At 60.7% G+C, this 26,050-nt stretch carries 24 protein-coding genes; 14 read left to right on the top strand and 10 right to left on the bottom strand.

Annotation, left to right across the window (positions count from 1 at the left end; translation table 11 throughout):
- Positions 1-107: 107 nt before the first annotated feature.
- Together RGV33_RS25755 and RGV33_RS25760 are read right to left on the bottom strand one after the other, a co-directional pair.
- Positions 108-1,106 carry an NAD-dependent epimerase/dehydratase family protein gene (locus RGV33_RS25755; protein ID WP_177090617.1) on the bottom strand — a complete coding sequence of 333 codons (999 nt, stop codon included), beginning with the start codon at positions 1,104-1,106 and terminating at the stop codon, positions 108-110.
- A 52-nt stretch (positions 1,107-1,158) separates the two neighbouring features.
- Positions 1,159-2,052, bottom strand: coding sequence for a LysR family transcriptional regulator ArgP (locus tag RGV33_RS25760; RefSeq protein ID WP_322147066.1), 894 nt, complete (start codon positions 2,050-2,052; stop codon positions 1,159-1,161).
- 99 nt (positions 2,053-2,151) lie between these two features.
- Here RGV33_RS25760 and RGV33_RS25765 point away from each other — a divergent pair, with 99 nt between their 5' ends.
- The 6 genes from RGV33_RS25765 to RGV33_RS25790 all read left to right on the top strand — a co-directional run bounded on the left by RGV33_RS25765 (position 2,152) and on the right by RGV33_RS25790 (position 8,005).
- Positions 2,152-2,553 (top strand): ACT domain-containing protein, encoded by a 402-nt coding sequence (locus tag RGV33_RS25765; RefSeq protein WP_322147067.1) that lies wholly within the window; start codon positions 2,152-2,154, stop codon positions 2,551-2,553.
- Between the two features lie 5 nt (positions 2,554-2,558).
- Positions 2,559-3,161, top strand: a complete 603-nt coding sequence (locus tag RGV33_RS25770; protein ID WP_322147068.1) for a LysE/ArgO family amino acid transporter — start codon at positions 2,559-2,561, stop codon at positions 3,159-3,161.
- A gap of 175 nt (positions 3,162-3,336) precedes the next feature.
- Positions 3,337-3,933: a superoxide dismutase gene (locus RGV33_RS25775; RefSeq protein WP_322147070.1), complete on the top strand. Its 597-nt coding sequence runs from the start codon at positions 3,337-3,339 to the stop codon at positions 3,931-3,933.
- 127 nt (positions 3,934-4,060) lie between these two features.
- Positions 4,061-4,291, top strand: a complete 231-nt coding sequence (locus RGV33_RS25780; protein WP_322147072.1) for a hypothetical protein — start codon at positions 4,061-4,063, stop codon at positions 4,289-4,291.
- A gap of 162 nt (positions 4,292-4,453) precedes the next feature.
- Positions 4,454-6,505 carry a putative bifunctional diguanylate cyclase/phosphodiesterase gene (locus tag RGV33_RS25785; protein WP_322147073.1) on the top strand — a complete coding sequence of 684 codons (2,052 nt, stop codon included), beginning with the start codon at positions 4,454-4,456 and terminating at the stop codon, positions 6,503-6,505.
- A gap of 162 nt (positions 6,506-6,667) precedes the next feature.
- Positions 6,668-8,005, top strand: coding sequence for an imelysin family protein (locus RGV33_RS25790; protein WP_322147074.1), 1,338 nt, complete (start codon positions 6,668-6,670; stop codon positions 8,003-8,005).
- A gap of 56 nt (positions 8,006-8,061) precedes the next feature.
- On the opposite strand, the gene RGV33_RS25795 is transcribed toward RGV33_RS25790, so the two are convergent.
- Positions 8,062-12,195 carry a dermonecrotic toxin domain-containing protein gene (locus tag RGV33_RS25795; RefSeq protein ID WP_322147077.1) on the bottom strand — a complete coding sequence of 1,378 codons (4,134 nt, stop codon included), beginning with the start codon at positions 12,193-12,195 and terminating at the stop codon, positions 8,062-8,064.
- A gap of 176 nt (positions 12,196-12,371) precedes the next feature.
- Between RGV33_RS25795 and RGV33_RS25800 the strand changes: the two genes are divergently transcribed.
- Positions 12,372-13,826, top strand: coding sequence for a TrkH family potassium uptake protein (locus RGV33_RS25800; protein ID WP_322147078.1), 1,455 nt, complete (start codon positions 12,372-12,374; stop codon positions 13,824-13,826).
- Here RGV33_RS25800 and RGV33_RS25805 read toward each other — a convergent pair.
- Positions 13,783-14,838, bottom strand: coding sequence for an AraC family transcriptional regulator (locus RGV33_RS25805; RefSeq protein WP_322147079.1), 1,056 nt, complete (start codon positions 14,836-14,838; stop codon positions 13,783-13,785). The two genes, RGV33_RS25800 and RGV33_RS25805, sit on opposite strands and share 44 nt — an antisense overlap.
- A 161-nt stretch (positions 14,839-14,999) precedes the next feature.
- Between RGV33_RS25805 and RGV33_RS25810 the strand changes: the two genes are divergently transcribed.
- Positions 15,000-15,311, top strand: coding sequence for a DUF962 domain-containing protein (locus RGV33_RS25810; protein ID WP_322147080.1), 312 nt, complete (start codon positions 15,000-15,002; stop codon positions 15,309-15,311).
- Positions 15,312-15,344: 33 nt separating this feature from the next.
- Positions 15,345-15,929, top strand: a complete 585-nt coding sequence (locus RGV33_RS25815) for an HD domain-containing protein (RefSeq protein WP_322147081.1) — start codon at positions 15,345-15,347, stop codon at positions 15,927-15,929.
- On the opposite strand, the gene RGV33_RS25820 is transcribed toward RGV33_RS25815, so the two are convergent.
- Positions 15,926-17,200: an MFS transporter gene (locus RGV33_RS25820; RefSeq protein ID WP_322148739.1), complete on the bottom strand. Its 1,275-nt coding sequence runs from the start codon at positions 17,198-17,200 to the stop codon at positions 15,926-15,928. The two genes, RGV33_RS25815 and RGV33_RS25820, sit on opposite strands and share 4 nt — an antisense overlap.
- A 362-nt stretch (positions 17,201-17,562) precedes the next feature.
- On the opposite strand from RGV33_RS25820, the gene RGV33_RS25825 reads away from it, so the two are divergent.
- The 3 genes from RGV33_RS25825 (at position 17,563) to RGV33_RS25835 (ending at position 19,225) form a co-directional block, all read left to right on the top strand.
- A complete protein-coding gene (locus RGV33_RS25825) occupies positions 17,563-17,691 on the top strand; it encodes a hypothetical protein (RefSeq protein ID WP_322147082.1) in 129 nt (42 codons plus the stop codon).
- Between the two features lie 74 nt (positions 17,692-17,765).
- Positions 17,766-17,939 carry a hypothetical protein gene (locus tag RGV33_RS25830; protein ID WP_322147083.1) on the top strand — a complete coding sequence of 58 codons (174 nt, stop codon included), beginning with the start codon at positions 17,766-17,768 and terminating at the stop codon, positions 17,937-17,939.
- An 86-nt stretch (positions 17,940-18,025) separates the two neighbouring features.
- Positions 18,026-19,225 (top strand): MFS transporter, encoded by a 1,200-nt coding sequence (locus RGV33_RS25835; RefSeq protein ID WP_322147084.1) that lies wholly within the window; start codon positions 18,026-18,028, stop codon positions 19,223-19,225.
- Here the strand turns inward: RGV33_RS25835 and arfB are convergent.
- Positions 19,222-19,635: an alternative ribosome rescue aminoacyl-tRNA hydrolase ArfB gene (gene arfB, locus RGV33_RS25840; protein WP_322147085.1), complete on the bottom strand. Its 414-nt coding sequence runs from the start codon at positions 19,633-19,635 to the stop codon at positions 19,222-19,224. The genes RGV33_RS25835 and arfB overlap by 4 nt on opposite strands.
- A gap of 535 nt (positions 19,636-20,170) precedes the next feature.
- Positions 20,171-21,583, bottom strand: a complete 1,413-nt coding sequence (locus RGV33_RS25845; protein WP_322147086.1) for an amino acid permease — start codon at positions 21,581-21,583, stop codon at positions 20,171-20,173.
- A gap of 420 nt (positions 21,584-22,003) precedes the next feature.
- Between RGV33_RS25845 and RGV33_RS25850 the strand changes: the two genes are divergently transcribed.
- Both RGV33_RS25850 and RGV33_RS25855 read left to right on the top strand, forming a co-directional pair.
- Positions 22,004-22,141, top strand: a complete 138-nt coding sequence (locus RGV33_RS25850) for a hypothetical protein (protein ID WP_003175756.1) — start codon at positions 22,004-22,006, stop codon at positions 22,139-22,141.
- A gap of 77 nt (positions 22,142-22,218) precedes the next feature.
- Positions 22,219-23,178 (top strand): leucyl aminopeptidase, encoded by a 960-nt coding sequence (locus tag RGV33_RS25855; protein ID WP_322147088.1) that lies wholly within the window; start codon positions 22,219-22,221, stop codon positions 23,176-23,178.
- 209 nt (positions 23,179-23,387) lie between these two features.
- On the opposite strand, the gene rluB is transcribed toward RGV33_RS25855, so the two are convergent.
- The 3 genes from rluB to scpB all read right to left on the bottom strand — a co-directional run bounded on the left by rluB (position 23,388) and on the right by scpB (position 26,050).
- Positions 23,388-24,635: a 23S rRNA pseudouridine(2605) synthase RluB gene (gene rluB / locus RGV33_RS25860; RefSeq protein WP_322147089.1), complete on the bottom strand. Its 1,248-nt coding sequence runs from the start codon at positions 24,633-24,635 to the stop codon at positions 23,388-23,390.
- 143 nt (positions 24,636-24,778) lie between these two features.
- Positions 24,779-24,970: a DUF1289 domain-containing protein gene (locus tag RGV33_RS25865; RefSeq protein WP_322147090.1), complete on the bottom strand. Its 192-nt coding sequence runs from the start codon at positions 24,968-24,970 to the stop codon at positions 24,779-24,781.
- Positions 24,971-25,096: 126 nt separating this feature from the next.
- Positions 25,097-26,050 (bottom strand): SMC-Scp complex subunit ScpB, encoded by a 954-nt coding sequence (scpB, locus tag RGV33_RS25870; RefSeq protein WP_322147092.1) that lies wholly within the window; start codon positions 26,048-26,050, stop codon positions 25,097-25,099.

Below are 26,050 nucleotides of genomic sequence, written 5' to 3' on the forward strand. Positions count from 1 at the left end.
CAAACCTTTGAGGTGGCATATGAATAGCCAAGCGCCGGAGTATAAACCCCTGGCCTGCCGCACTGATCGACCCTGGGCCGCAAATTCGGTTCCCGGTGTGTTGCCGGTTATTTAAGCCCCACGTCCTGGGCTTTCCACCAACTGCAAAACTCGTCCAGAGCCGCCCACAGGCTGACCTTGGGCTGGTAGTCCAGATAATGCCGTGCGCGGGTGATGTCGAGGGTGAAATCTTTGTTCATTACCTGCATGCCCAAGCGTGACAACGACGGTTCCGGACGCCCCGGCCACATCGCGCAAAACGCCTCATTGAGCGCCGCAACACTGTAGGACAAGCCGTAGGACCGGTAACGGGTGACCTGAGGCATGTCCATCTGGCGCATTACATAGTTCACCACATCCCACACCGGCACCGGGGTACCGTTGCTGATGTTGTAGGCCTTGCCCAACGCCGAGCCGGTCGCGAGCAAACTGCTCAACAGGGCTTCATTGAGGTTGTGCACGCTGGTGAAATCGACCTTGTTCAGGCCGTCGCCGACAATTGCCAGGCGGTTCTTGCGCTGCATTTTCAACAGGCGCGGGAAGATGCTCATGTCGCCGGCCCCCGTGACAAACCGCGGGCGCAGGGCCAGCACCTCGAGGCCGAACTCCTGGGCGCCGAACACCTTTTGCTCCGCCAGGTATTTGGTGGCCGCATACGGATGCTTGAAGCGCTTGGGCACTTGCTCCTCGGTAAGCCCCAGGTGGTCGCGGCCATCGAAGTAGATCGATGGCGACGACAGGTGCACCAGGCGCCCCACCCGTTGTTTCAGGCAGGCCTCCACCACGTTTTCAGTGACCAGCACATTGCCCTGGTGAAAATCCTGATATCGCCCCCACAGGCCCACCGCCCCGGCGCAATGCACCACGGCTTCGACGTCACGGCACAACTCGCGCACCAGGTCCGGATCATTCAAATCACCCTGGATAAACTCGGCGCCGCGCCGTACCAGGTGCTCTACACCTTCGGCCCGCCGCCCGTTGACCCGCACGTCCAGGCCCTGCTCCAGGGCGAAACGCGCAAAGCGCCCGCCGATGAAGCCGCTTGCGCCGGTGACCAGAATTTTCATGACTTACTCCGCATTCTTTCGTTTTTCATCGCTGTTGCCTTGACGCTGGCCATCACTCCAACGGCACCAACCATTGCCCGGTTGTGTGTGCCAGATGATCCGTCAACAAGCCCAGCAATTGTCCACCACTGCGCCAATGATGCCAGTACAGCGGCACATCGATCGGCTTATCTGGCAATAACTCCACCAGCACGCCCCTTTCAAGCTGGTCGCGCACCTGCAATTCGGGCACCAGGCCCCAGCCCAACCCGGCTTCTGTCAGGCGGATAAAACCTTCGGACGATGGGCACAAATGGTGCTCGAAACCACCGTCGACGCCCAGCGAAGCCAGGTACCGATGCTGCAGGAAATCATCCGGGCCGAACACCAGCGCCGGGGTGCGGGCCAGTTGATCGGCGCGTACGCCATCGGGAAAGTGCCGCGCGACAAACGCCGGGCTGGCCAGCGCCCGATAGCGCATGGCACCGAGCAACAGGCTGCGGGCGCCGGCCACCGGGCGTTCGCTGGCGCAAATGCAGGCGGCCACTTCACCGGCACGCATGCGTTTGAGGCCGACGGTCTGGTCTTCCACGACCAAATCCAACAGCAGATGCTGCTCGGCGCAGAAGTCGCTGACGGCCTCGGCCCACCAAGTGGCCAGGCTGTCGGCATTCAAGGCGATGCGCAGGCGCTCGGGCATGCCTTCTTCATCCAGCGCGGGCACCTGGCTTTGCAGGTCGCGCTCCAGCAACCGCACCTGTTGCACGTGGTTGAGCAGCCGGCGGCCGATTTCGGTGGGCGTCGGCGGCGTGGCGCGCACCAGCACCGGCTGGCCGACCCGCGCCTCCAGCAACTTGATCCGCTGGGAAATCGCCGATTGCGAAATTCCCAGTACCTGGGCGCCCCGTTCAAAACCGGCCTGTTCCACCACCGCCGCCAGGGCGGAAAGCAATTTATAGTCGAACATCAGTTTTCCTAATGAGCGATCAGCAATATTGGTTTTTCTTATACAGCCTGGGACCGGAGAATAGCCAGCATCGCTTCTTCTTATTCAAGGACCTTCCACATGGCTGGCGAAACCGCCCTGGCAACCCTGCTGCGTAGCATGAGCCCACAGCTCAATGACGGTGACTACGTGTTCTGCACATTGGCCGACGGCCGAATTCCCGAGGGTTGCGAAGCTGTCGGCAGCTTTCGCGAGCAGGAAGGCCTGACGCTGATCGTCGAGCGCCAGCAAGCCGAGCGGGCCGGGCTGGTTTTCGACTACGTGGCGGCGTGGATCACCCTTAACGTGCACTCGGCCCTGGAAGCCGTCGGCCTGACCGCCGCGTTTGCCACGGCCCTGGGCAAGGCCGGAATCAGTTGCAACGTGATTGCCGGCTACTACCACGACCACCTGTTTGTCGGCCGCGCCGATGCCGAGCGCGCCATGACGGTGTTGCAGCAATTGGCGGCGGGCGCGGAGTAAATCCTATGTGGCAAAGCTATACGAACGGCCTGTTGGTGGCCTTTGGCTTGATCATGGCGATCGGCACGCAGAACGCCTTTGTGTTGGCGCAAAGCCTGCGGCGTGAACATCACCTGCCCGTGGCGGCCTTGTGCGTGGTGTGTGATGCGATCCTGGTGGCCGCTGGCGTGTTCGGCCTGGCGACGGTGCTGGCGCATAACCCGATATTGCTGGCGGTTGCCCGTTGGGGCGGCGCGGCGTTCCTGCTGTGGTACGCCACCCTGGCGCTGCGCCGGGCCTGCTCGAAGCAGAGCCTGGGCGAGGGCGAAAACCTCAAGGTGCGCTCGCTGAAGGCGGTGATGCTCAGCGCCCTGGCGGTGACCTTGCTCAACCCCCACGTGTACCTGGACACGGTCTTGCTGATCGGCTCCCTCGGCGCCCAGCAAACCGAACCCGGCGCTTATGTGGCCGGCGCCGCCAGCGCTTCACTGCTGTGGTTCATGACCCTGGCGCTGGGCGCCGCATGGCTGGCACCGTGGCTGGCGCGCCCCGCCACCTGGCGTATTCTGGACCTGTTGGTAGCCGCCATGATGTTCAGCGTGGCCTATCAATTAATCAGCGCAGCGTAGATATTCCAAAACGCTCTGGAACCTCTATCCCACACAGTTGTTGCGTGGTTTTGCCGCACCCCCGGTGCTATGATCCAGCCCCTGCGCCGCAAAGAGTACAAACTCCCCGGCGCTTGTTTGGCCGCCCGTGATCGGCCTTGCGCTCACCGCAACTGACCTGATTAGGAGAATCATCATGGCTTTCGAATTGCCGCCGCTGCCCTACGCACACGATGCCCTGCAGCCGCACATCTCCAAGGAAACCTTGGAGTATCACCACGACAAGCACCACAACACCTATGTCGTGAACCTGAACAACCTGGTGCCTGGCACCGAGTTCGAAGGCAAGACCCTGGAAGAAATCGTCAAGTCTTCTTCGGGCGGCATCTTCAACAACGCCGCTCAGGTCTGGAACCACACCTTCTACTGGAACTGCCTGGCGCCAAACGCTGGCGGTCAACCGACCGGCGCACTGGCTGAGGCGATCAACGCTGCCTTCGGTTCGTTCGACAAGTTCAAGGAAGAGTTCACCAAGACGTCCGTCGGCACCTTCGGTTCCGGTTGGGGCTGGCTGGTGAAAAAGGCTGACGGTTCCCTGGCCCTGGCCAGCACCATCGGCGCCGGCAACCCGCTGACCAGCGGCGACACCCCGCTGCTGACCTGCGACGTCTGGGAACACGCTTACTACATCGACTACCGCAACGTGCGTCCAAAATATGTGGAAGCGTTCTGGAACCTGGTCAACTGGAAGTTCGTGACTGAGCAGTTCGAAGGCAAAACCTTCACCGCTTAAGTACCGCTTGCAGTAAAAAGAGCCCGGCGATTGCCGGGCTTTTTTATGCCCGGTGGAACTCGGTGAGCCGCTGATGCCACCCAGACGGGCGAGGACTATGCCTCTTATACCTGTCGGAGAAATGACGATGTCTATCGCAGCATTAGCCGCCGCAGTACCCCTGGTTGGCCAAGTGGCCACCGCCGTGGGTGATGTCACCAAGGCCGTTGCACCGCTCCTCCAGCCCTTTGCCGATCTGGCCGCAAAATCCCTGGGGGATGTGTTGAAAAAAAATGACGCCGAGCCCAACAAGTCCGTTGAGTTTGCCAGCCTGGAGGTCAACAAGAAGCAAACACTGACCTTCGGCAACAACGCCTGACGCGCCACGCCCACCCACCTGCACTCCAGGCAGGCGGATGCAAATCCGCCTCGCCCCCGCCGCCAAACCAGCACACCCCGCAATGTCCCTTTGACTGCCCTCACTGGATTGCCAATACTCATGGCATATTGAGGCTACCCGCATGGAACAAGGAATAACCCTTTGAAGCTGGAACTCAAAAACAGCTTGTCGGTGAAGTTGCTACGGGTGGTGCTGCTTTCGGCATTGGCAGTGGGCGTGGTACTGAGCGCGGCGCAGATCGTCTTTGATGGCTACAAGACGCGCCAGGCCGTGGCCGGCGATGCCCAGCGCATCCTCGACATGTTTCGCGACCCCTCCACCCAGGCCGTCTACAGCCTGGACCGGGAGATGGGCATGCAGGTCATCGAAGGCCTGTTCCAGGACGATGCCGTGCGCATGGCCTCCATCGGCCATCCCAACGAAACCATGCTCGCGGAAAAAACCCGCGACCTGCAACAATCCCCGACCCGCTGGCTGACCGACCTGATTCTGGGCCAGGAGCGCACCTTCACCACCCCGTTGGTGGGGCGCGGGCCTTATAGCGAGTACTACGGCGACCTGAGCATCACCCTCGACACCGCCACCTACGGCAAAGGGTTTCTCGTCAGCTCGGTGATCATATTCATCTCCGGGGTACTGCGGGCGCTGGCCATGGGCCTGGTGTTGTACCTGGTCTATCACTGGCTGCTGACCAAGCCGCTGTCGCGCATCATCGAGCACCTGAGCTCGATCAACCCCGACCGCCCCAGTGAGCACAAGATCCCGCAACTCAAGGGCCACGAGAAAAACGAACTGGGGGTATGGATCAACACCGCCAACCAGTTGCTCGAATCCATCGAGCGCAATACCCACTTGCGCCATGAGGCGGAAAACAGCCTGTTGCGCATGGCCCAGTACGACTTTCTCACCGGCCTGCCGAACCGCCAGAAGCTGCAGGAGCAATTGGACAAGATCCTGATCGACGCCGGCCGCCGGCAACGCCGGGTCGCGGTGTTGTGCGTGGGGCTGGATGACTTCAAGAGCGTCAACGAGCAGTTCACCTACCAGGCCGGCGACCAGTTGCTGCTGGCCCTGGCCGACCGCCTGCGCGCTCACAGTGGCCGCCTCGGCGCGCTCGCCCGCCTGGGTGGTGACCAGTTCGCCCTGGTGCAGGCCGATATCGAGCAACCCTACGAGGCCGCCGAGCTGGCGCAAAGCATCCTCGATGACCTGGAAGCCGAATTCGCCCTCGACCACGAACAGATCCGCCTGCGCGCCACCATCGGCATCACCTTGTTCCCGGAAGACGGCGACAGCACCGAGAAGCTCCTGCAAAAAGCCGAACAGACCATGACCCTGGCCAAGAGCCGTTCGCGCAACCGCTACCAGTTCTATATCGCCAGCGTCGACAGCGAAATGCGCCGCCGCCGCGAGCTGGAAAAGGATTTGCGCGACGCCTTGAGCCGCGAGCAGTTCCACCTGGTGTACCAGCCGCAGATCAGCTATCTCGACCATCGCGTGGTGGGTGTGGAGGCATTGATTCGCTGGCAGCACCCGGAACATGGCCTGGTGCCGCCCGACCTTTTTATCCCGCTGGCTGAACAGAACGGCACCATCATTGCCATCGGCGAATGGGTGCTGGACCAGGCCTGCCGGCAACTGCGCGAATGGCATGACCTGGGCTTCACCGAGCTGCGCATGGCGGTCAACCTGTCGACCGTGCAACTGCACCACGCCGAGCTGCCGCGGGTGGTCAACAACCTGCTGCAGATCTACCGCCTGCCGCCCCGCAGCCTGGAGCTGGAAGTCACCGAGACCGGCCTGATGGAAGACATCAGCACCGCGGCCCAGCACCTGTTGAGCCTGCGCCGTTCCGGGGCGCTGATTGCCATTGACGACTTCGGCACCGGCTATTCGTCCTTGAGCTACCTGAAAAGCCTGCCGCTGGACAAGATCAAGATCGACAAGAGCTTCGTCCAGGACCTGCTGGACGACGACGACGATGCAACCATCGTGCGGGCGATCATCCAGCTCGGCAAAAGCCTGGGCATGCAGGTGATCGCCGAAGGGGTGGAAACCGCCGAGCAGGAGGCCTACATCATCTCCGAAGGCTGCCACGAAGGTCAGGGCTACCACTACAGCAAACCCCTGCCGGCCCGGGAGTTGGTGGCTTATTTGAAACAGGCCCAGCGCAATAACGCGGCCATTCTCTGAAGCCATGCCGGCCACCGGGAACGCGCACACCGGCGGCCAGCAAATCGATACTAAATATTTCCTACTTATAACCCTTTACACAAAATGCAAATCTTTCGCATTATGTCGCAGTTTTGCGCACCCCCCGCGTGCCCCATCAACAACCGAAGCAGGATGTTCGCCATGATTCGTATGCCCCTGGCCACCGCCAGCCTTCTCGCCATTGCCATTTCGCTTGCCGGTTGCGGTGAAGGCAAAGACAAGGCCGCCGCGCCTCAAGCGCCGGCCGCCGCCAGCACTACCGCCCCCGCGGCTGCCCCGGCAGGCCAGGTTGACGAGGCCGCCGCCAAGGCCGTGGTCGCGCATTACGCAGACATGGTGTTCGCGGTGTACAGCGACGCCGAGTCCACCGCAAAAACCCTGCAAACCGCCATCGACACCTTCCTCGCCAACCCGAACGACGACACCCTGAAAGCGGCCCGTACCGCCTGGATCGCGTCCCGTGTGCCGTATTTGCAGAGTGAAGTGTTTCGCTTTGGCAACACCATCATTGACGACTGGGAAGGCCAGGTGAACGCCTGGCCACTGGACGAAGGCCTGATCGACTACGTCGACAAGACCTACGAACACGCCCTGGGCAACCCTGGCGCAACCGCCAACATCATCGCCAACAACGAGATCCAGGTCGGCGAAGACAAGGTCGATGTGAAAGACATCACCCCGGAAAAACTCGCCAGCCTGAATGAGTTGGGCGGTTCCGAAGCCAACGTTGCCACCGGCTACCACGCGATTGAATTCCTGCTCTGGGGCCAGGACCTCAACGGCACAGGCCCAGGCGCCGGCAACCGCCCTGCCTCGGACTACATGACCGGTGATGGCGCCACTGGCGGCCACAACGAGCGTCGCCGCACCTACCTGCGCGCCGTGACTCAACTGTTGGTCAGCGACCTGGAAGAGATGGTCGGCAACTGGAAGCCGAAGGTTGAAGACAACTACCGCGCCACGCTGGAAGCCGAAGCGCCTACCGATGGCCTGCGCAAAATGCTGTTCGGCATGGGTAGCCTGTCCCTGGGCGAACTGGCCGGTGAACGCATGAAGGTTTCCCTGGAAGCCAACTCGCCGGAAGACGAACAGGATTGCTTCAGCGACAACACCCACAACTCGCACTTCTACGACGCCAAGGGTATTCGCAACGTTTACCTGGGCGAGTACACCCGCACCGACGGTACCAAGATGACCGGCGCCAGCCTGTCGTCCCTGGTGGCCAAGGCGGATCCGACTGCCGATGCAACGCTCAAGGCCGACCTGGCGTCGACCGAAGCGAAGATCCAGGTGATGGTGGACCACGCCAACAACGGTGAGCATTACGACCAGTTGATCGCTGCCGGTAACGATAAAGGCAACCAGATTGTGCGCGATGCAATCGCCGCATTGGTGAAGCAGACCGGTTCGATCGAACAGGCGGCCGGCAAGCTGGGCATCAGTGACTTGAACCCGGACAACGCTGATCACGAGTTCTGATCAAGCAGGTGCCGGGCGCTGTCAGGCGTCCGGCACCACGGTCAACATGCCAGGCCTCACTGTTTGAGGATGAACACCGTCGGATAGCCGCTCCTGAGAATAACCCCACCGTGCAGCATCGAAAAATCTCCACGTGCCTGGCTCTGGCTGACGACTGCCTGGGTCGGCCCATCCAGAACGCTCAGGTCAAGGCCGGGACCCAGTGGGTGCAGCATTTTGGGTGATCGTCCCAGGATGGGGTGCGGGCTGAGGCAATAGACGGCGCTGCCCGACGACCATTTGAATAACAATTCAGGGCCGGGGCCTCCATTTCCGATCAGTCGATAGCCAAGTCCGGTCACCACTTTATGCAGCGCCCCCCTAAGAGCAACAGCGTCCATCGACGCCGTAACCGCCAGCCCCAAGCGGATGATTTCATGGATCCCAAAGTTCATTTGCAAAAATGCCGGGCTGACAACATTCAGCCTGACTCTACCTGCCGTGTTTTTTGGCGACGCAGAAAGGAACTGCAACGGGTCCAGTCCTCGACTCAAGACCAAACGCCAAGTGTTCAATTGACCGAGGAATGTGGTCAGCCCACCTGACGTCACTACCCCGCCAGGGTTGAAGTGATCAAACATCGCATTGGCCAGCTTTCGCCTCGATACATGCGACATCGTCGGGAACGCCCCGACAAGGAACCGACTGGTGTCCCCCCACAGCATCGGGCCTTCATCTACCTGCCACTTGCCGGTTGCCGGATCGTGGATTGCGATGCGTGGCTGGCGCTTGAAGTCAAACGCCAGTTGATCGTTAAAGTTTGCAGCGTTGAGTGGCGGCCGACTTGGGTCATACAGATGCGCCAGGGCATCAGGGCAGTTTTCACCCTTGGGCAGCACCGGATAATAGTGCTGCCCAATCGCAATCACATCTCCCCTCAGGCCTGCCGATGGATCGCTTACGGTAAAGGTGTAGGCGCGTGAAGGATTGGGCGCAATCTGCGAAGCCGGTATCGTCTTGCCCCATTCAGCCCATACCGGCTGGGGGCCTGGTCGCAGTGCCAGCCTGACGGGGGGCAGGACCGGAATGCGACTGGGACCGGCAACCGCTGCCGTTGGGTCGATAGGTTCATATCCACTCATGCGTAGCCGTATATGGTCCAGGGGCTGGTTCAGGTATTGGTGAAACCGTCCAGGAATATCGCTCCATACGCTCATCTCGCGTGCCAGTTCCAACTCAAGCTCCAGAACCCGGCCTGGCGGAAAGCTGAAGGCGTCGAGGATTTTTCGCGCGCCGGTTCGGGTGAGATTGGGAAAGGCGTTCATCAGCGTTTGTTCAACGGGGTAACCACCTTTCAAACCGATCCCCGGGGAAGCCACTTCCCAGTGCCCCGACGCATCGCGCCGCAGGGGCGCATGATGATAGGCAAAGGGCTTGCGCGCGTCCCTTACCCTCCAGACCTCGACATCAGGGTCATACTTGATCGAATACCAATGCTCTTTGTCCCTCAGAAAATGTCGCGCGAAACCGCCTTCTCCCGCTGACTGGCTGAAAATCCCGTGGAGTTCCCAACCAGGCAAAGGCGTCAACCCCGACGGTTTCTTGCTCAAGGCCATGTTACTGCTCAAGCCGGTTTTTTTGCCCACGGCACCTGCCGATATCGAGGCGCTCCCGACAAAGCCGTCCACTGCTGCCCCGACCAGCTCGGCAAAGGCCCTTACAAAACTATGGGCGGCCAGCTCACGATCGCCTGCCTCTGCTGCCTGGATGGCCCGCACGAGGGAAAAAAGACTCCTGGCCATACCGATCACCATCGTGATCTTGACCGGCAAGACCAACGTGATGATATCCAGGCTTGCCTCAATCAAAGTGAACGTCGTATCAATATTGGTCTCATGGGTGCTAGTGGTGCGTTGCGCGGCCATATTGATCGCTGCACTGGCCTCAAGCTCATAAGCCTCCATCAATACGTTCTCGGAGATGCGCGGCAGATGCACCATTTCGCCGCGCACCCGGCCCTTCAACATCCTGCGGATCAATGCTTGATCCTCAAGGCTCACACGGCTGACGAGATACTCATGCCACGAGCTGTGGTCAATCAGCTCGCGCGCCAGTTGCGCGCTGTCGGCGAACTCGTAGAACACTCGGCCAGAAGGTGCCTGGGGCATATAAGCAACCAAGGACCCGACAGATTCCGATGCGGTACTGAACACAAGCACCCCGCGCACACGCACCCCACGTAGCTGCAGGCCGCGGACCAGAATCCTGTGCCCCTCGACTTCAGCCCTCTCGCTGGTGTCCTGCGGGTGGTTCAAAACACTATTGACCCATTGAAACCCGCGGTCCAAACGGTCGGGCAAAAAGTCGCCGGCGATCTTGGCTTCCAACGCGTCTACACGCATCTGCAGAGCGGTGATCCTGGCGTAGCTGGTTTTTTGCACCAGCGCCTCAGGAGAGGTCAATAAACGATGTTTCAGGAAGTCTGGATAACGCCCGCCGATATTGACGCTTCGTACCAGGTACTTGACCTGCGCGGTGGTCAGGGCCGAATACGCCTGGTCTTGCACATCAGTGAGGCGCGAAAAGTTGACGAAATTAAGATCGATACCTCCAACGTTTTCCAGTGCCAGTTGGGTCAATGTCCGCTTGCGCATATGGTAGCGCCGCCCTTCAGGCACCAGGGGCGGCGCACCCGGCACGTAGCTGCCGACCGGCTTGCGCGTCTCCCTGGTGTGAACAAGGATGTGGTCCGGGTCCACGTCCAGGCCGTACTCAGACTCCAGTGCCGTACGCAGTTGTTCGTTGCTGTAGGCCAGCAATGTCGCGGTATCACCGAACTGCAGGAGAGAAGGTAAAGTCGCCCATTCGGGGAGTTCACCGAGTGCCGCCCGGTAACGCTCGACCGCACGCCCCCAGGCCTCCCGGTCGGCCTGGGAGGCAGGCTTCAAGAAGTCACTCAACGTTCTCGCCAGCCGCTTGAGCTCACGCGCCAGCAATACGCTGTCGAGCCCGAAGGCATGTCTCAGGTCGGTTGCCCGATCAAGGCTGGCGGGCAGGTCCCCCATGCGGCTCGACACGCCCCGATTGCGGTACAGCTCGACCTGCGTACTGAAATCCCTGTGCAAGCGCGTACATTGCGCCTCGACACTTTCGGCAAATGCCGACGCATTCAATTCGCCGTAGCGAAACCCGCCCTGTGTTTTAGCCGCCAGATGCCTACCCATTGCCCTCGTTTGATCGTTTTGCGCAACCAGCATAAGCAGCCCTGAAAATTCGGAAGAAACCTTCAAGCGTCGGTGCAGTTCTTGATCCAGAAGCGCCAGGGAGTCAAAACACTCCAGCCCTTGAGTCGGGGTAAACAACACCACGGTTCCTACATCCGCATCGCTTTCCAAGGGGCGCACCGATGGCTCAGGCACTTGCGCGTCTTCCCATACCACGGCGTGGTCCGGGTCTTTGGCGGTCATCACAAGCGCGCCATGCAACGCCAGATGGGGCGCAGCCCCTTCACCGGCAAGCGCCACGCTATAGACGCAAGGACAATAGCCGAGCAGGTTTTTCCGCCTGGCCGGGGCGTCGCGATAGCGCAAAACCTTAGTCAACAGTGCATAGGCGCCATCACTCATCAGGCCATCGGCCTTGAGCAACTCGGCTTCAAGACGCAGATGCAAGGCCCGTTGGTCAATCAGCCATTGCTTGCGCGAGCGGGTGTCCGTGAGGCTGACCGAGGTGTCCCAGAAGGCTTGCAGGTAAGACGCGTAGCGACTGACTAGCCCAGTGGCCAACTGATCGAGAAAACGGTCAAATTGCGCGGCAGTGATCGCACTTACCGCCTGCGTTTCATCCCCAGCCGTGGTCGAGCGCTCGAAATGCGCTTGGCGGGTGGCGTAGTCGGCGGGCTGCTGCTCGACTATCCGGCGAACCACCGCCTCCAGGATATGGGGCTCCAGCGGCGCCGTTGAGGGGTGATCCGAGGGGGTAGATGAACGGATAAAAATCTTGTCCGGATCGCCGTCCTGCGCCAGCTCGGGAAATGCCTGGCGCAACTCCCTTTGCACAAATCCGTGGAAGGTGGGCTGGCGTTCAAAGTGTTCAGCTATCTCCCGGTTCAGTGCGCCGAACCGCTCTCGCTGCATGACTTGATGCGGGCTGTCACTGGAAAACAACAGGCGCCTGAACGAAGGCGGCAAGGGTGTATGAGCTGATTGCATGAAAGAACCTCAAGGATGAGTCGTTGACACTCATGCTGCTTTGAGGCGTCCTCGCAGGTGCATTACATAGTTGCCCACGTTCCGTCAGGTCGGTCCTGCAGCGTGCAGTCCCCCGGTTTACTTGCCCTGCACCGCAGGTAGAATGGCGCCTTTCCCTGTCACCCCGAGCGGACCTCATGGCGTTGCCGACCTTACGGATTATCGGTTTCATTATCGGCATCTTCCTGATCACCCTGGCGATCGCCATGGTCATCCCCATGGCGACCCTGGTGTTTTTCGAACGCACCAGCGACCTGCCATCGTTCCTCTGGGCCAGCCTGATCACCTTCATCGCCGGCCTGGCGCTGGTCATCCCCGGCCGCCCGGAACACGTGCATTTGCGCCCACGGGACATGTACCTGCTGACCGTCTCCAGCTGGCTGGTGGTGTGTATCTTCGCCGCCCTGCCGTTCCTGCTGACCCAGCACATCAGCTACACCGACTCCTTTTTCGAAAGCATGTCCGGCATCACCGCCACCGGCTCCACCGTACTCAGCGGCCTGGACACCATGTCCCCGGGCATCCTCATCTGGCGCTCGTTGCTGCACTGGCTCGGCGGCATCGGTTTTATCGGCATGGCGGTGGCGATCCTGCCGCTGCTGCGCATCGGCGGCATGCGCCTGTTCCAGACCGAATCTTCGGACCGCTCGGAAAAGGTCATGCCCCGCTCGCACATGGTGGCGCGCCTGATCGTGGCGGCGTACGTGGGCATCACCATCCTCGGCAGCCTGGCGTTCTGGTGGGCCGGCATGGGTTTGTTCGATGCGATTAACCATGCGATGTCGGCGATTTCCACCGGCGGGTTCTCCACCTCCGACGAATCCCTGGCCCACTGGAAACAACCGGCGGTGCACTGGGTAGCGGTGGTGGTGATGATCATGGGCAGCCTGCCGTTCACCCTGTATGTGGCCACGATGCGTGGCAACCGTCGGGCGCTGATCAAGGACCAGCAGGTGCAAGGCATGCTGGGGTTGCTGGTGGTGACCTGGCTGGTGCTGGGCACCTGGTATTGGTGGACCACCAACCTGCCCTGGCTGGACGCACTGCGCCACGTCGCCGTGAATGTCACTTCGGTGGTGACCACTACCGGCTTTGCGTTGGGGGACTACAGCATCTGGGGCAATTTCTCGTTGATGCTGTTCTTCTACCTGGGCTTTGTGGGTGGTTGCTCCGGCTCCACCGCCGGCGGGATCAAGATCTTTCGCTTCCAGGTGGCCTACATCCTGCTCAAGGCCAACTTGAACCAGTTGATTCACCCGCGGGCGGTGATCAAGCAGAAGTACAACGGCCATCGCCTCGATGAAGAAATCGTGCGTTCGATCCTGACCTTCTCGTTTTTCTTCGCCATTACCATCTGCGCCATTGCCCTGGCCTTGTCGTTGCTGGGCCTGGACTGGATGACCGCACTGACCGGCGCGGCCAGCACCGTGTCTGGCGTAGGCCCGGGCCTGGGGGAAACCATCGGCCCGGCCGGCAACTTCTCCACCCTGCCGGACGCCGCCAAGTGGATCCTGTCGTTCGGCATGCTGTTGGGCCGGCTGGAGATCATCACGGTATTTGTGCTGTGCATTCCGGCATTTTGGCGTCACTGACCGGCAGCGCCTGCAACCGCGCCCGGTACTCGCCGGGCGTGGCATCGAACCAGCGGCGGAACGCTCGGAAGAAGTTGCTCGGGTCGGCAAACCCCAACAGGTAGGCAATTTCCAGCAGGGTCATGCTTGGCTGCGCCAGGTATTGCTCGGCCAATTCGCGGCGGGTGTCATCCAGGAGGGTCTGGAAACTCGTGCCTTCCTCCTGCAAGCGGCGCTGCAAGGTGCGCTGGGACAGGTGCAACGTCTGCGCAACCACCTCGCGCTTGGGCTCGCCCTGGGGCAGTAACCGGCACAACACCTGCCGCGCCTTGTGGGTCACCCGGCTCTCGGAAAACCGCGCCAGGTACTCCCCGGCAAAACGATCATGCAACAACGCCATCGCCTCGTTCGCCGTAGGCAACGGCGCTTCCATATCTGCCCGCTCGAAGATCAGCGCGTCATAGGGGGCGTTGAACACCAGCGGTGCATGGAAGGCTTGTTTGTAAGGCCCAAGGTCCGCCGGCTGATCGCCCTGCACCAACACCTTGCGTGGTTGCAACGTGCGCCCGGTCAGCCAGCCGCATAACGCCAGGGCGCTGGCCAGGGACGCTTCGGCGCTTTGCCGGGTAGGTGGGAGGTGGTCACCGTGCACGGTAAGAATCAGCGCATAACCTTCGGGTAACAGGCGAAAACTCAGGTCGGCGCTTTCAGCAATGATCCGCTGATAACGCACCAGGCGCATAAAGCCTTCGGCCAGGGTGTTGCTGGACATCAACGCATAGCCGGCCACATGAAACGACGCCGGCCGCACCACCTTGCCCATGTTCAAGCCGATCGCCGGGTTGCCCGACAGTTCGACCGCGCGCTGCCAAAGCCGCGTTATGGAATCCTGGGGGAAGCGCGCATCGGGGTCATTCAGCGCGGCGTAATCCAGGCCAAGCTGCTTGAACAAGGCACGGCAATCCAGGCCGTCCATCTCCAACGCCTTGACTATCCCCATCGCCCAGCTTGCAGAGGTCGTTCGTTCGCTCATGGCGTTTTCTTAACAAGGAAGGCTGAAACGACAGCCAGGAATCCGAAGGATACTAAAGTGGCATCTATTGTCACTGGCTGTTACCACTGATGACTCTAGACTCAAATAAGCTCCCCGCCGAACATCTGTCGGGCAGAACAATAACCAGAGGGCCGATCACCGTGGAAAATGTCAGGCAATTCAACAGCTTTGCTGATTTTTACCCCTATTACCTGAGCGAACACGGCAACAGCACCTGCCGTCGCCTGCATTTTATTGGCACCAGCCTCGTTATCTTCCTCCTGGCCTTCGCGGTCGGCAAAGGCGCCTGGTGGCTGCTGCTGGCAGTGCCGGTGGCGGGCTACAGCTTTGCCTGGGTTGGCCACTTCTTCTTTGAAAAGAATCGCCCGGCAACCTTCCAGCATCCGCTGTACAGCCTGTTGGGGGATTTTGTGATGTACCGCGACATGATTCTGGGCAAGGTGGCGTTCTAGCCCCGCCCCTCAAAAACAATAAGAGCGCCTTTGATGAACCAGCAGGCTCGATTCACCCATATGCAGGACGGCACCGAGGAAGACTGGGCCATTATCGCCAAGGATTTCAGCGCCTATGCCCGACAATTGCCGACCCGGATCGTGGCGCATCTGCGGCTGCTGGAGGGCGACTTCGGCGGCTTCCCGGTGGACCGCCTGACCCATTCGCTGCAAACCGCCAGCCGCGCCTGGCACGGTGGCCGTGATGAAGAGTACGTGGTGTGCGCGCTGCTCCACGATATCGGCGACACCCTGGGTTCCTATAACCACCCGGACATCGCCGCCGCCATTCTCAAGCCTTTTGTGAGCCCCGAGAACCTGTGGATGGTGGAGAAGCACGGAATCTTCCAGGGCTACTATTTCTTCCACCACCTGGGGATGGACCGCCACCTGCGCGAGCAATTTGGCGACCACCCGCAGTATCGGCAAACCATCGAGTTCTGCGCCGAGTACGACGCCGCGGCGTTCGACCCGGCCTACGACACCCTGCCGTTGAGCTTCTTCGAACCGATGCTGGCACGGGTGTTTGCCCAGCCGAAGAACTCACTCTACAAGGCGGCGATGGAGCGCCAGGGTTAAACCGGCAGCAACGTGCCGCCCTGACCTCTGTGGGCGGCCGGTTCCGGGTCTTTAACAATCTCCCGCGCCACCGTCAGGATCACGATGGCGGCGATGATGTCAAAAATCGCCAGCACCACAAACAGCGGGCCGTAGCCGACTTTGGTCACCAGAACGCCGAACACGGCGGTAAAGGCCGCAGCCCCGATAAACCCGCACATCTGCCCGCCGCCGGTCGCGGTGGCCACGTCGTTCTTGCCGAACGAGTCCGAGGCGATGGAAAACAGTGCGCCCGACAACGTCTGGTGCGCGAAGCCGCCGACGCACAGCAGGGCGATCGCGGTGTAGGCGCTGTCTACCAGGCCGATGCAGGCCGGGCCGATCATGCACAGGCAACCGAGCAACATCACCAACTTGCGCGAGTTAAACAGCGAGACCTTGAAGTAGCGGTGAAACAGCGGGCTCAGGTAGCCACCCAGCACGCAGCCGATGTCGGCCGCCAGAAACGGCAGCCAGGCGAACAGCGCCATTTCCTTGATGTTCATGTGCCGCTCGGTCATCAGGTACAGCGGAATCCAGGCGTTGAAGGTTTGCCAGGCCGGTTCCGAGAGCATCCGCGCCGAGGCAATGGCAAAGAAGTTGCGACTTTTGAGGATACGCTTCCAACTGGCTTTCTTCTGCACGCCATCCTTGAGGTGGGTTTCCTGGCCGGCTTCGATATACTCCCGCTCGGCCTGGGCCAGCAGGCGCTGGTCACGCGGGTGCTTGTACAGCAACATCCATAGCCCGCTCCACACCAGGCCGATACCGCCGACGATCAGGAACGCCAACTGCCAGCCGCTGTGCAGAATCGCCCAGACCACCAATGGCGGCGCCAGCAATGCACCAAACGAGGAGCCGAAGTTGAACCAGCCGATCGCGACGGAGCGCTCCTTGGCCGGGAACCACTCGGTAATCGCCTTGACGCCACCGGGGAAGCCTGCCGATTCGGTCAGCCCCAGCGCGCCACGAGCCACTGCCAGGCTCTGCCAACCCGTGGCAAACGCAGCCAGCGCACACACGACCGACCAGGAAATGGCGAAGATCGCAAAACCCATCTTGGTGCCAATCGCATCGATCACATAGCCGGCGATCGGTTGCATCAGGGCGTAGCACACCTGCCAGGCAACAACGATGTGGGAGTACTGCTCTGTGGAGATGCTCAGGTCGGTCATCAGCGTGGGGGCTGCGACGGAGAGCGTGTTGCGGGCCAGGTAGTTAATAATCAGGCCGACCGTCATCAGCCCGACCATCCACCAACGGATGCCTTTGATTTTCATCGCTTCACCTTAATTATTTTTAGATTTGAGGCGTACGTTCTGCGACCAAGCACACCCGTATTACAGGCGTTATAAAACTGTAACGTCATATGTCGTCATACAACTGTTAGCGTTATATTCAGTCCGCGCGACGATGTCAATCCGTTAACCGTGATGTTGTACGATGACAATGGATCCAACTGTGGCGCCATGTCACTTGTGCGGCGGGATGAAGACGCGTTCATTTTTTGAGATAAAATCTTTCTGTCATTTACAGTGCTGTATCCTGCCCAAGCTTTTTGAAAGCGCGGAATCACCTGCGATTGATAAAACAGATCTTGCGAGGAGCGACGACGATGCACGAAATCCCTAATCTCCCCTTCCCAAGCCTGCACGAAACTGAGCAGCCAACCCCGCAACAGGCCGGTGCCAGCAAGCCCGAGCCCAAAGAGGCAAAACCGGTCGATCGCAAAAGCGAAGACTGAGTGCCGTACCCAGACCGTGTGGAAAGCGTGACATTGCGCGCTTTCCACACCGCCTGAACACCGTGAGCCCCGCCATGACCGACACCACCCCCGATACCGCCCTGCTCGACACTGCCCTGCAGATGGTCGACATCTGGAACCGCCTCACCCCGGAAAAACAGGCGCTGCTGCTCAAGCGCTTCGGCACCCAGGAAAACGCCCTGGCCGCGCTGGTAACCACGCAGTTACTGAACCCCGCCGATCGCTGAAAGTTTGCTTTGCGGCCCCCGCATGCACCCAGCATCGGTATCATAAGCAGCCTATCTTTTCCTGCTGCGACAGTGGACCTCTCCCCATGCCCGATACCCAGCGCCCCATGGCGGTCACGCTGCAAGTTGTTTCCATCGTTCTATTCACCTTCATTGGCTACCTGAACATCGGCATTCCCCTGGCCGTATTGCCGGGTTACGTGCACAGCGACCTGGGCTTTGGCGCTGTGATCGCGGGCCTGGTGATCAGCGTGCAGTACCTGGCCACCCTCCTGAGCCGGCCCTATGCCGGGCGCATCATCGACAACCGCGGCAGCAAGCGTGCGGTCATGTATGGCCTGGCGGGTTGCGGCTTGAGCGGCGTGTTGATGTTGCTTTCGGCGTGGTTCTCACACCTTCCGGCGTTGAGCCTGACCAGCCTCTTGATCGGCCGCCTGGTGTTGGGCAGCGCTGAAAGCCTGGTGGGCTCGGGTGCCATTGGCTGGGGCATCGGCCGGGTGGGCGCGGCGAACACCGCCAAGGTCATCTCCTGGAACGGCATCGCCAGCTATGGCGCCCTGGCCATCGGCGCGCCGCTGGGGGTGTTGCTGGTCAGTCATTTCGGGCTGTGGAGCATGGGCGTCAGCATCATCTTGCTGGCCCTGCTCGGGCTGCTGCTGGCCTGGCCAAAAGTTGCCGCCCCCATCGTGGTGGGCGAGCGCCTGCCGTTCATGCACGTACTGGGTCGCGTGCTGCCTCACGGCTGCGGCCTGGCGCTGGGCTCAATCGGGTTTGGCACCATTGCGACTTTCATCACCCTGTATTACGCGACCCAGCACTGGGACAACGCGGTGCTGTGCCTGAGCCTGTTCGGGGCCAGCTTTATCGGGGCGCGGTTATTGTTCGGCAACCTGATCAACCGCATTGGCGGGTTTCGCGTGGCGATTGCCTGTTTGTCGGTGGAGACCCTGGGGCTGCTGCTGTTATGGCTGGCGCCGGACCCTCATTTGGCATTGGCCGGCGCGGCGTTGAGCGGGTTTGGTTTTTCCCTGGTGTTCCCGGCGCTGGGGGTGGAGGCGGTCAACCTGGTGCCGGCGTCGAGCCGGGGCGCGGCGGTGGGGGCGTATTCGCTGTTTATCGACTTGTCGCTGGGGATCACCGGGCCGTTGGCCGGGGCGATTGCGGCGGGGTTCGGGTTTGCCTCGATCTTCCTGTTTGCCGCGATCGCGGCGTTTTGCGGGTTGCTGTTGAGCCTGTACCTGTACCGGCAGGCGCCTAAATACCGCGAGGAGCGCGGGGCGGCTTAGAAATCAACCTTGCCGCGGCCGGCCTTGATGCTGCCGCGTTTGGTCTTGGATTCGAGGCGGCGCTTTTTTGAGCCCAGGGTAGGTTTGGTGGGGCGGCGTTTCTTTTCGACCTTGGTGGCGCTGAGGATCAGCTCTACCAGGCGCTCGAGGGCGTCGGCGCGGTTCTGTTCCTGGGTTCGGTATTGCTGGGCCTTGAGGATCAGCACGCCTTCGCTGGTGATGCGAGTGTCGCGCAGGGCCAGCAGGCGTTCCTTGTAGAAGTCAGGCAGGGACGAGGCCGGGATGTCGAAGCGCAGGTGCACGGCGCTGGAGACCTTGTTGACGTTTTGACCGCCGGCGCCCTGGGCGCGGATGGCCGTCAGCTCAACCTCGGCGTCGGGGAGGTGCACGTTGTTGGAAATCACCAGCATTTTTTGATCGGGCCTTGGGTTGGAGGGGTAAGGATACGCCAATGTGTTGGGCTGCTGGGGCCTGGGGCATATGCCCTCACGCAGGCTTTGGACCGTGGGCCGCCGTCCTGCCGAGTTACCCACGCTCCAAAGCCTGCGTTCGGCCAGCGTGGTTTAACGGGGCGCCTAAGATCAAGATCACAAGCAGATCAACAGCACAGCGGCCTACAGGCCGGCTTGAGTGTTAAAAGCAACAGCAAAATCAAAGGCTGGCACGGTTCAACTGTAGGAGCTGGCTTGCCGGCGATGGCATCACCTCGGTGTACCTGCCAGACCGAGTTGTCTGCATCGCCGGCAAGCCAGCTCCTACAGAAAAAGGAGCTCGGTTTTTGATCTGGCTTCTAACACTCAAGCCGGCTTTCAGGCCGCCGTGCTCTTGCTTTTGATTTGCGGGTCCAGCCTTCGTTCCGGCATGCCGGGCGTTTGCCAAAAGTGACCCGCTGTAAAAGCGGAACCATAAGCGGCCGTTACCGCAGCAACGGATATGTACCCGAGATCAACCCCGACTCAACACCACCCCCTCCCGAGCCTTACGCCTGTTCTTGATGCCGTAGCACACCCACATGAACGCCACCCAAACCGGAATCGCGTACACCGACACCTGGATCCCCGGGATCAGCAACATGATGCCAAGAATAAACACCACGAACGCCAGGCAGAGGTAATTGCCATACGGGTACCACAGCGCCTTGAACAATGGCACCTGCCCCGTCCGATCCATATGTTGCCTGAACTTGAAATGCGAAAAACTGATCATCGCCCAGTTAATCACCAGGGTCGCCACCACCAGCGACATCAGCAACTCCAGCGCATGCTGCGGAATCAGGTAATTCATCAACACCGCCACCAGCGTAATCGCCGCTGACGCCAGAATCGCCCTCACCGGCACCCCGCGCTTGTCGATCTTCGCCAGCACACGAGGCGCATCCCCCTGCTCGGCCATCCCCAACAACATGCGGCTGTTGCAGTAGGTACCACTGTTGTAGACCGACAACGCCGCCGTCAGCACCACAAAATTAAGAATATGCGCCGCCGCACTGCTGCCCAACATCGAAAAAACCTGCACAAACGGACTGCCGCTATACGCGTCACCCGAAGCATTCAGGGTTGCCAGCAGGCTGTCCCAAGGCGTCAACGAGAGCAGCACCACCAGCGCACCAATGTAGAAAATCAGGATCCGGTAGATCACCTGGTTGATCGCCTTCGGGATCACCGTGCGCGGCTGATCCGCCTCGGCCGCGGTAAACCCGAGCATCTCCAGGCCGCCAAACGAGAACATGATGATCGCCATGGCCATCACCAGGCCGCCGACCCCATGGGGAAAGAAGCCACCGTGCTCCCACAGGTTGCTCACCGAAGCCTGCGGCCCGCCGGTGCCGCTCACCAGCAGATAACTGCCTAGGGCGATCATCCCGACGATGGCCACCACCTTGATAATCGCAAACCAGAACTCAGCCTCGCCGAAGACCTTGACGTTGGACAGGTTGATCACAGTGATCAGCACAAAAAACGCCGCCGCCGACACCCAGGTCGGAATCTCGGGCCACCAGTAGTGCACGTACTTGCCAACCGCTGTCAGCTCCGACATGCCCACCAGGATGTACAAAATCCAGCAGTTCCAGCCCGACAGAAAGCCGGCGAAACCGCCCCAGTATTTGTGGGCAAAGTGACTGAAGGAACCGGCCACTGGTTCTTCGACGATCATCTCGCCCAACTGGCGCATGATCATGAAGGCGATAAAGCCGCAGATGGCATAGCCGAGGATCATCGACGGCCCGGCGGATTTCAGCACGCCGGCCGAGCCCAGGAACAACCCGGTACCAATCGCGCCACCGAGGGCGATCAGTTGGATATGGCGATTTTTCAGGCCGCGCTTCAGTTCACCTGAATGCGAGTTGGCTTCACTCATGGAAAGGGTCTCACGCAAGGTCTGATCTGTGACGAAATCGAAGCCGACCGGCTTGTGGCCAGGCGGAGTGCACGGGGCGGATAGCCCTGAATAGTGGGATCACAGTAAAACGCGGCGCATTGTACACCGCCAAACCTGTCTGGGCCGACAGGATGCGGTGCAGCAGATAGGAGGGACACCGGGAAAATTCTTTTAGAACACGGGAAGTTGACGGCAAGACGCTTCCTACAGAAACACGCAGCCAACTGTCTGTTTCACCGGCATAAACCAAATCGCCATCAAAACAGAATAAAAAATCCGAATGAAACCGTGTCAATAAAGATTTTGCATTCCCAAACACACTCTTCTAGGTTCATCCACTTGCCCGGCGCAGCCCGCTGGCAAGCTCGTTCTCAAACACCGTCATCTAGGAGATTCACCATGCAAGCACTGGAAAACGACCTGGAAACCGAACTGCAACTCGACGATTGGTTTGAAGCGCCGACCCACGAGGCCGCCGTTGAAATGATGCAAGCCGATGCCGTTGTGCCATTTGGCACCGCGATGTGGCCTTTCTAATCTGATCAGGCACCCCGGCAGGCGCGGGACGCCGCACCTGCCACTGCTCTTACCGAAGGCTTTGAAGGAAGGACGTCATGGACAAGGCCCGCGCCGTCGAACATTTTCTGTATTACCTCGCCCATCATCCGGCCCTTGCCGGCCTGCATCGCCCCAGCATTTTGCTCGGCCATACCGAACGCTACGACGCCATCGCCCAGTCGATCATCCAGGGCAGCGCCGCCCGCTTCGATTTCCAGGTACAGCGCCTGGACCAAGCCCCCAGCGAAACGTTGGCCAAAGCCATCGAAGACTGCGACCTGTATATGTTTCTCTACGATTCCTCGACCCTGCCCAACCCAAGCGCCGAAGGCCCGGACTTTATCCGCGCGCTGCAAGGCGTGATGGCCGAGCATTGGAAGAAGTCCCTGCTGCTCAAGGACTACGGCGACTATTTCTACGACACCTTCAGCGTTGCCCCACAACGGATTGCCGACCTCAACGCCACGTTGATCCGGCGCATGTCCCAGGCCAGCGTGTTGAGCTTCACCGATCAGCATGGCTCGCGCCTTGAAGCGCCCCTGAGCAGCATCAAGAAGTGGACCAATATCAACGGCGTCGGCAACCACGACCTGGCGCCCGGCGAGATCGCTACCCACAGCGAGGCCATCAATGGCCAGGTGCGGTTTGTCGGCACTTTCCTCAGCACCATTCCCTTTGCACGCAAATACGGCGTGCTGCAATCACCGCTGGAATTGTGGATCGAGAACTCGACCATCTGCACCGTGGCGAGTGAAGTGCCGGGGCTGGCGGATGACTTCAACAAATACCTGAATGCCAACCCGTCCAACCGCCGGGTGGAAGAATTGGGCATTGGCACCAACGAAGGCGTGAAGGATTTGTATGCGCGCAATGCCGGCTTTGAGGAGCGCCATTGCGGGCTGCACCTGGGCTTGGGCGGTGGGCAGAAAGGCAGCCATCATCTGGACCTGATCTTCGCCAGCGGCGTGTTGGCGTTGGATGACAAGCCGGTGTTTGATGGGGCTTTCATGTTCTGACACGTCCATCAAAACAATGGAGATCAAATGTGGGAGCTGGCTTGCCTGCGATGGCATCACCTCGGTATTGCCGATAGACCGAGCTGCCAGCATCGCAGGCAAGCCAGCTCCCACAGAAAATCAGGCCTGCTTGATAGAACACATTCCAAATCCAGACCAAAAAAAAACGCCAACCCGAGGGTTGGCGTTTTTGTGCAGCGCTTAGTGAATCACTGCGGCTTCTTGCGACCAAACCCTGGACGCTGGCCGGAACCGGCCGGTGCACCACGACGCTTGCCCGATGGCGCGTCATCGACCAGCTTCAGGCCCGGACGCTTTTTCGGCGATGGCTTGGCTGGGCGTTTGGTGCTGGCGCTGTCGTCGCTACGGCTTGTAGCCGGGGCACCACGGCCAGACTCACCCCGGTTACCGCGACCGCCCGCAGGGGCATCACCACGACCGGCCGGGCGCGGTGCGCGCGGAGCACGTTCACCGTCCTGACGAGCCGGTGCCGAAGGACGACGCTCGCCTTCGATGTGCGGCTCGCGGGAGATGCGACCGCCAGTGGCCGGGGCATCCAGCGCAGGGCGCAAGGTGCGGGCCACACGGTCGGTACGCGCCACCGGGCGCGACGATTTACGCTGCATACGCTCAAGCTTGTCTTTGCTCTTGGCGTTCATCTGCGGCATGGCGACCGGCGTCAGGCCAACTTCGGCACTCAGGATGTCGACTTCGAACTGGCTCATTTCGCGCCAGCGACCCATCGGCAGGTCGGAGTTGAGGAACACCGGGCCGAAACGCACGCGCTTCAGGCGGCTGACCACCAGGCCCTGGGATTCCCACAGGCGACGGACTTCACGGTTACGGCCTTCCATCACCACGCAGTGGTACCAATGGTTGAAGCCTTCGCCGCCCGGTGCCTGCTTGATGTCGGTGAACTTGGCCGGGCCGTCTTCCAGCACCACGCCCGCCTTGAGGCGCTCGATCATTTCGTCATCGACTTCGCCACGTACACGTACCGCGTATTCACGGTCCATCTCGTAGGAAGGGTGCATCAGGCGGTTGGCCAGTTCACCGTCGGTGGTGAACATCAGCAAGCCGGTGGTGTTGATGTCCAGGCGACCGATGTTGATCCAGCGGCCTTCTTTAGGGCGCGGCATCTTGTCGAATACGGTTGGACGGCCTTCCGGGTCGTCACGGGTGCAGATTTCGCCATCGGGCTTGTTGTACATGATGACGCGGCGCACCGATTCGGCGGCCTCTTCACGCTTGATGACCTTGCCATCAATGGTGATGGCATCGTGCAGGTCGACGCGCTGGCCAAGGGTGGCTTCAACGCCGTTGACCTTGATGCGCTTCTGGGTGATCCAGGCCTCTACGTCGCGGCGCGAGCCTACGCCGATACGGGCGAGGACTTTCTGCAGTTTTTCGCCTGCGGGGCCGATTTCCTGGCTGTCGTTCTGGTCTTGGTCACTCATCTTAAGCACCTCCCGGTGTGTCGATTCAGGCTTGGCCTGAAGATAGTAAAAGCTGGGCGTTTGGCGAACGCATCGCCAAAGGGTCGCGAATCATACGCGTAAGGCGCGCGTTGCGCATCAAAGACTAGTCGATAAGTGCTGGTTCATTGGCCTTTCCGCCGACCGGTGGCACCGAGCGCCAGCAGGCGCAGTTCAGCTTCGGCGAGTACCGTGCGCTTGTCGACCTTGTCGAGTTTCTTCCAGGCACGGATCTCACGCTTGCTGCGTCCGCAGCCCACGCAGATGTCATCGGTGAATTTGCAGACGCTGATGCAGGGGTCTTTGGTGGAGCTCATGGAAATCCTCCCAGGCACTGGTTTTCTGTGGGAGCTGGCTTGCCTGCGATGGCATCACCTCGGTGTAGCGGAGAGACCGAGCCGCCTGCATCGCAGGCAAGCCAGCTCCCACAATTTGAAGCGGCGTCAGTCTTCGAATTGGCGGCGTTCGTTTTCGATGGCTTCGGCCAGTGCCTGGGCTTCGGCCTCTTCGTCGCTCAGTTCGGGCTGTTCGAGAGCGGCTACAGCGGCCAGGAGTTTGGCGCGGGCTTCGGCCACACCGAGGATATCTTCCTCCGGCTCCGGTTCCGGTTGAACTTCGACTGGCAGCTCAACCTCAACGTTCAGTTGCAACGCAGGCTCCAGCTCACCGTCACTGACCGCACCATCACGCAGCAAGTCATCGAAGTCGGTCTTGATGCCCTGCTCCATGTCGTCCAGTTCCAGCAACAGCGTATGGAAACTGGTTTCGTCCTTCGGCTCTTCCGGCTCGGCGCTGGCGTCGGCCAGTTCCTGCAACCCGGCGGGCACCGGGGCGTCGTCGAAGTCCAGCACCGGGTCCGGCTCCATCTCCCGCAGTTCGGCCAACGGCGGCAAATCGTCGAGGTTCTTAAGGTTGAAGTGGTCGAGGAACACCTTGGTGGTGGCAAACATCGCCGGCTTGCCGGGCACGTCACGGTAGCCAACGATGCGAATCCACTCACGCTCCAGCAACGTCTTGACGATATGGCTGTTGACCGCCACCCCCCGCACGTCTTCGATCTCGCCCCGGGTGATGGGCTGGCGATAGGCGATCAGTGCCATGGTTTCCAGCATCGCCCGGGAATAACGCTGCGGGCGTTCTTCCCACAGGCGGCCGACCCACGGCGAGAACTTCTCGCGGATTTGCAGGCGATAACCCGAAGCGACTTCCCGCAGCTCAAAGGCGCGGCCGTCGCAGGATTTGCGCAGAATCTCCAGGGCTTTCTTGAACACCGGCGGCTCGGGGCGCTCGGCTTCTTCAAACAGTTCGAACAGGCGCTCCAGGGATTGCGGCTTGCCCGAGGCCAGGAGAAAGGCCTCCAGCAGCGGGGCCAGTTCGCGGGGTTCAGTCAGATTCAT

This window comes from Pseudomonas sp. Bout1 (genome assembly GCF_034314165.1).
Classification (GTDB): Bacteria; Pseudomonadota; Gammaproteobacteria; order Pseudomonadales; family Pseudomonadaceae; genus Aquipseudomonas.

Excerpts from the sequence above, each read along its gene's own strand:
- RGV33_RS25820 (WP_322148739.1), bottom strand. The coding sequence starts at position 17,200 with ATGGTCGGGCTGATGACGGTCGGCCTGATTATTAACTACCTGGCCCGC.
- RGV33_RS25830 (WP_322147083.1), top strand. The coding sequence starts at position 17,766 with ATGACCGACACCACCCCCGATACCGCCCTGCTCGACACTGCCCTGCAG.
- RGV33_RS25865 (WP_322147090.1), bottom strand. The coding sequence starts at position 24,970 with ATGAGCTCCACCAAAGACCCCTGCATCAGCGTCTGCAAATTCACCGAT.
- scpB (WP_322147092.1), bottom strand. The coding sequence starts at position 26,050 with ATGAATCTGACTGAACCCCGCGAACTGGCCCCGCTGCTGGAGGCCTTT.
- RGV33_RS25790 (WP_322147074.1), top strand. The coding sequence starts at position 6,668 with ATGATTCGTATGCCCCTGGCCACCGCCAGCCTTCTCGCCATTGCCATT.
- RGV33_RS25815 (WP_322147081.1), top strand. The coding sequence starts at position 15,345 with ATGAACCAGCAGGCTCGATTCACCCATATGCAGGACGGCACCGAGGAA.
- RGV33_RS25775 (WP_322147070.1), top strand. The coding sequence starts at position 3,337 with ATGGCTTTCGAATTGCCGCCGCTGCCCTACGCACACGATGCCCTGCAG.
- RGV33_RS25850 (WP_003175756.1), top strand. The coding sequence starts at position 22,004 with ATGCAAGCACTGGAAAACGACCTGGAAACCGAACTGCAACTCGACGAT.
- RGV33_RS25765 (WP_322147067.1), top strand. The coding sequence starts at position 2,152 with ATGGCTGGCGAAACCGCCCTGGCAACCCTGCTGCGTAGCATGAGCCCA.
- RGV33_RS25825 (WP_322147082.1), top strand. The coding sequence starts at position 17,563 with ATGCACGAAATCCCTAATCTCCCCTTCCCAAGCCTGCACGAAACTGAG.
- RGV33_RS25780 (WP_322147072.1), top strand. The coding sequence starts at position 4,061 with ATGTCTATCGCAGCATTAGCCGCCGCAGTACCCCTGGTTGGCCAAGTG.
- RGV33_RS25805 (WP_322147079.1), bottom strand. The coding sequence starts at position 14,838 with ATGAGCGAACGAACGACCTCTGCAAGCTGGGCGATGGGGATAGTCAAG.
- RGV33_RS25755 (WP_177090617.1), bottom strand. The coding sequence starts at position 1,106 with ATGAAAATTCTGGTCACCGGCGCAAGCGGCTTCATCGGCGGGCGCTTT.
- arfB (WP_322147085.1), bottom strand. The coding sequence starts at position 19,635 with ATGCTGGTGATTTCCAACAACGTGCACCTCCCCGACGCCGAGGTTGAG.
- RGV33_RS25795 (WP_322147077.1), bottom strand. The coding sequence starts at position 12,195 with ATGCAATCAGCTCATACACCCTTGCCGCCTTCGTTCAGGCGCCTGTTG.
- RGV33_RS25835 (WP_322147084.1), top strand. The coding sequence starts at position 18,026 with ATGCCCGATACCCAGCGCCCCATGGCGGTCACGCTGCAAGTTGTTTCC.
- RGV33_RS25770 (WP_322147068.1), top strand. The coding sequence starts at position 2,559 with ATGTGGCAAAGCTATACGAACGGCCTGTTGGTGGCCTTTGGCTTGATC.
- rluB (WP_322147089.1), bottom strand. The coding sequence starts at position 24,635 with ATGAGTGACCAAGACCAGAACGACAGCCAGGAAATCGGCCCCGCAGGC.
- RGV33_RS25760 (WP_322147066.1), bottom strand. The coding sequence starts at position 2,052 with ATGTTCGACTATAAATTGCTTTCCGCCCTGGCGGCGGTGGTGGAACAG.
- RGV33_RS25855 (WP_322147088.1), top strand. The coding sequence starts at position 22,219 with ATGGACAAGGCCCGCGCCGTCGAACATTTTCTGTATTACCTCGCCCAT.
- RGV33_RS25845 (WP_322147086.1), bottom strand. The coding sequence starts at position 21,583 with ATGAGTGAAGCCAACTCGCATTCAGGTGAACTGAAGCGCGGCCTGAAA.
- RGV33_RS25800 (WP_322147078.1), top strand. The coding sequence starts at position 12,372 with ATGGCGTTGCCGACCTTACGGATTATCGGTTTCATTATCGGCATCTTC.